Annotated in this window: 4 protein-coding genes; 3 read left to right on the top strand and 1 reads right to left on the bottom strand. The window is 69.1% G+C overall.

Translation table 11 applies throughout. The annotated features are described in order from the left end of the window. A partial coding sequence (locus IQ216_RS11845; protein WP_193815616.1) for a DUF1957 domain-containing protein occupies positions 1-1,295 on the bottom strand: 1,295 nt, incomplete at its 3' end. Positions 1,296-1,367: 72 nt separating this feature from the next. Between IQ216_RS11845 and IQ216_RS11840 the strand changes: the two genes are divergently transcribed. The 3 genes from IQ216_RS11840 to IQ216_RS11830 all read left to right on the top strand — a co-directional run. Further along, positions 1,368-1,985 carry an NYN domain-containing protein gene (locus IQ216_RS11840; RefSeq protein ID WP_193815615.1) on the top strand — a complete coding sequence of 206 codons (618 nt, stop codon included), beginning with the start codon at positions 1,368-1,370 and terminating at the stop codon, positions 1,983-1,985. Positions 1,986-2,052: 67 nt separating this feature from the next. Further along, positions 2,053-3,696 (top strand): 2-isopropylmalate synthase, encoded by a 1,644-nt coding sequence (locus tag IQ216_RS11835; protein WP_193815614.1) that lies wholly within the window; start codon positions 2,053-2,055, stop codon positions 3,694-3,696. 3 nt (positions 3,697-3,699) lie between these two features. Next, positions 3,700-4,545 (top strand): carbohydrate ABC transporter permease (locus IQ216_RS11830; RefSeq protein ID WP_186696992.1); only part of this gene is annotated, 846 nt, incomplete at its 3' end.

Here is a 4,545-nt window from a genome sequence, read left to right as displayed (position 1 = left end):
CCCTGGCCCACGCGCCGCACCATGGCCCGAGAAGCGCGCTGCCATTGCGGCACCACCCAGGCATTGGCGGGGTTGAGCCAGTAGTTGTGATAGCCGCCCTCCCCCCAGCTACTGGGGGAGGGGCGCACCACCTGCAGCGGCCGTGCCTGGGCCAGCACCTCCCGCAGGGTCACCAGCTGCACGCCCATGGCGGCGGCCTGGCGGAACAGGCCGGCCAGGAACTGGGGCCCCTCAAACCACCAGTGGCCGAACAGCTCCGCATCGAAGGGCGCCACCAACAGCGGGGTCTGCTGCATCGACCGCGCCAGATCCACCAGCTCCCGCCTGCGGCCCCGCAGGTAGTCGCGGGCATGCTCCTCCACCTGCTCCAGGGCGGTCGCGGGCTCGTAGGGCTGTTTCTGATCCAGGCGACTGCCCCGCTGGCTGACGCGGTGCAGCTTCAGGCCCAGGGGCCTGCGGCTGGTGATGCCCTCGCCCCGCAGCAGGTCCTCGTCCAGATCCCAGCCGAGGTCGCGGTGGAATTCCCGGTAGACGCTGTCGCCGGGGTAACCCTCGCGGGCGCTCCACACCGGCAGGGTGGCGTTGCCGTCGCGGCCGAAGAAGGCCACCCCCGCCGGACTGCAGATCGGGGCGAACACGCCGTAGCGCGGGCGGGGCAGGCCGTGCAGCAAGCCGTGGCCATCCAGCACCGAATAGCGCAGGCCCACGGCCGCCAGCTGCCGGTCGAGGTCCTCGTAGTAGGCGCACTCCGGCAGCCAGATGCCCAGAGGGGCCTCCCCCAGCTGGCGCCGGTGCTCGCGCACGGCATTGATCAGCTGGGCACGCACGGCCTCCGGCACCTGCCGCAGCAGGGGCAGGTAGCCGTGGGTGGCGCCGCAGGTGATCAAGTCGAGCACCCCCAGCTGTTGCAGCCGGCGGAAGCGGGCCACCAGATCGCCCCCGCAGGCCTGCCACTGCGCCGTCACGCCCTGAAGCTGCTCAGCCAGAGCGGTGGCGGCGCCGCGCAATTGCCGGGGCGCGTGCTCAAGCAGCCGCAGACGCACAGCCAGCCAGCCGCTGAAGCGGGCATTGAGCTCGCCATCGGCCATCAGGCTGAGCAGGGTGGGGGAGAGCCCCAGGGTGAGCCGGGGGTGCTGGGCCGGATCGGCCGCACTGGCCTCGAGGCTGGCCAGCAGCGGCAGGTAGCACTCCTGCAGGGCCTCGAAATACCAGTCTTCCTCCAGGGAGCCCGGCTCGCTGGAGCGCACGTAGGGCAGATGCGCGTGCAGAACGAGGGCCAGTTCCCCAGTGGCCATGGCCTGACTGCGAGATTTGCACTGTAGATGCAGTCTCTGTTGCAGCCCTCTCAGCGGTCCTAGGGTTTTTTGATGGAGAACCCGCTCGGCGCCCAGTTTGAACCGCGACTGCGGCAGCTGGTGCTGGCCGTGGACGGCCACAGCATGTTCTACGCCCAGCAGAAGCTGGGCTGGTTCTTTGATCCGCGCCGGCTGCTGGTGCATGCCGCGGCCCAACCGGGTCTGGAGCTGGCGGGTGCCTTCTGGTATGCGGGGCTCAAGGACCCCTCCGACCAGCGCCCCTTCCGCGATGCCCTCACCAGCCTGGGGTTCACGGTGCGGACCCGGCCCCTGCGGGAGCTGACGCCCCCAGACTCCCCGCGCAGGCCTGCCGAACCCAGGTCGCTTGAGCCAAGGCCTGCGGAGCCCAAGCAGTTCGTGCGCGCCAATCTCGACGTGGAGGTGGCCGTGGATCTGATGATGGTGGCGCCGCGCACCGATGAGGTGTGGCTGCTCAGCGGCAGCCGCGATCTCGACCGGCTGGTGGAGGTGCTGCGGGCCCAGGGGCTGCGCATCACCCTGATCAGCACTGAGGGCATGGTGGCGCGGGAACTGCGCAATGCCGCCGACGGGTTTGTGGATCTGGCCAGCCTGCGGCCCGTGCTGGAGAAGGCCGAATCACTGCAGCAGCCGGTGTTCCTGCGCAACTGAGGGGGCCAGCGCCCTGCCAGCCCATACAATGCATTAACTCATAGTCACTACGGATAGAGCCGCCGTTATGGCCCGCGACCCAGGCCGTGTCCTGATCTTCGACACCACGCTGCGCGATGGCGAGCAGTCTCCCGGTGCCAGCCTCAACCTGGAGGAGAAGCTGGCCATCGCCCAGCAGCTGGCCCGCCTCGGTGTGGACATCATCGAGGCCGGCTTCCCCTTCGCCAGCCCCGGCGACTTCAACGCGGTGCAGCGCATCGCCGAGAGCGTCGGCAGCCCCGAGGGGCCGGTGATCTGCGGCCTGGCCCGCGCCGCCGCCGGCGACATCAAGGCCTGCGCCGATGCGGTGGCCCCCGCCGCCCGCCGCCGCATTCACACCTTCATCGCCACCAGCGACATCCACCTCGAGCACAAGCTGCGCAAGAGCCGCGCTGACGTGCTGGCGATCACCGCCGAGATGGTGGACTACGCCCGCTCCCTGGTGGACGACGTGGAGTTCTCCTGCGAGGACGCCGGGCGCAGCGATCCCGCCTTCATGTATGAGGTGATCGAGGCCGCCATCGCCGCCGGCGCCACCACGATCAACATTCCCGACACGGTGGGCTACACCACTCCGGCCGAGTTCGGCGAGCTGATCGGCGGCATCAACGCCCACGTGCCCAACATCGACCAGGCCGTGATCTCCGTGCATGGCCACAACGACCTCGGCCTGGCGGTGGCCAACTTCCTCGAGGCCGTCAAGAACGGCGCCCGCCAGCTCGAGTGCACGATCAACGGCATCGGTGAGCGGGCGGGCAACGCTTCCCTGGAGGAGCTGGTGATGGCGCTGCATGTGCGCCGCGCCTACTTCAATCCCTTCCTGGGGCGCCCGGCCGAGAGCGGCGAGCCGCTCACGGCGGTGCGCACGGTGGAGATCACCAAGACCTCTCGGCTGGTGAGCAACCTCACCGGCATGGCGGTGCAGCCCAACAAGGCGATTGTGGGCGCCAATGCCTTTGCCCATGAGTCTGGAATCCACCAGGACGGGGTGCTCAAGAACCCGCTCACCTACGAGATCATCGACGCCCGCACCGTGGGCCTGGCGGACAACCGCCTCTCCCTGGGCAAGCTCAGCGGCCGCAGTGCCTTCCGCGCCCGCCTGGAGGAGCTGGGCTACGAGCTCGACCGCGATGATCTCGACGATGCCTTCGCCCGCTTCAAGGAGCTCGCCGATCGCAAGCGCGAGATCACCGACCGCGACCTCGAGGCGATCGTGAGCGAGCAGGTGCAGCAGTCCGACGAGGGGCGCTTCAGCCTCAAGAGCGTGCAGGTGAGCTGTGGCACGGGCCTGCAGCCCACCGCCACCGTGACCCTGCTCACCGCCGACGGCGCCGAGATCAGCGAGGCCGCCATCGGCACCGGACCGGTGGACGCCGTGTGCCAGGCGCTCAACAATCTGGCCCGGGTGCCCAATGCCCTGGTGGAGTTCTCGGTGAAGAGCGTCACCGAGGGGATCGATGCCATGGGCGAGGTGACAATCCGGCTGCGGCAGGATGGGGTGCTCTATTCCGGCCATGCCGCCGACACCGACATCGTGGTGGCCTCAGCCCAGGCCTTCGTGAATGCCCTCAACCGGCTGGTGTCTGGGAGCCAGAGCCAGCCGCTTCATCCCCAGAAGGCGCCTCTGCCCCAGCTCGGCGATCTGCCCCTGGCCGATCGGCCCAGGGTGTAGGGGATGGGCTCAACCTCTGCCGGCCAGGGCCGTTCGCTGCTCACCTCCGCCCTGCAGCTGGGATTGCTGCTGCTGGTGGCCCTGGCCATGCTGGTGCCGCTGCTGTGGCTGGTGAGCACCTCCCTGAAGGGTCCCGCCGAGAACATCTTCACCAGCCCGCCGGCCCTGCTGCCCGCCGAACCCAGCCTGGAGGCCTACGGGCGGCTGTTCGCCGACAACCCCATGCTCACCTATCTGCTGAACAGCACGGTGGTGAGTGCCCTGGCGGTGCTGGCCAACCTGCTGTTCTGTTCCCTGGCGGCCTACCCCCTGGCCCGCCTGCGCTTCGCGGGCCGGGGCCTGGTGCTGGCCCTGGTGGTGGCCACGATCTTGATCCCCTTCCAGGTGGTGATGATCCCCCTCTACCTGCTGATGGTGCAGATCGGCCTGCGCAACACCCTCTGGGCCCTGATCATTCCCCAGGCCGCCACCGCCTTCGGCATCTTCCTGCTGCGCCAGAGTTTCCTGGGCGTGCCGGTGGAACTGGAGGAGGCGGCCCGCAGTGATGGCTGCACGCCCGTCGGCGAATGGTGGAACGTGATGATCCCAGCCGCCCGGGCCGATCTGATCACCCTGGCGATGTTCGTGTTCATCGGCACCTGGAGCGACTTCCTCTGGCCCCTGGTGATCCTCGATGAGCCCAGCCTTTACACCCTGCCCCTGGGCCTGCAACAGCTGGCCAGCAGCTTCTCGCTCGACTGGCGCCTGGTGGCGGCGGGGGCGGTGGTGTCGATCCTGCCGGTGCTGGCCCTGTTCATCGGCCTGCAGCGCTACATCCTGCCCAGTGCCAGTGGCGATGCGGTGAAGGGC

It is taken from the genome of Cyanobium sp. LEGE 06143, assembly GCF_015207535.1.
In the GTDB taxonomy this organism is placed as follows: Bacteria; Cyanobacteriota; Cyanobacteriia; order PCC-6307; family Cyanobiaceae; genus NIES-981.
Note: the sequence above shows the minus strand (reverse complement) of the source record. Positions and strands in the feature narration are given on the sequence as shown.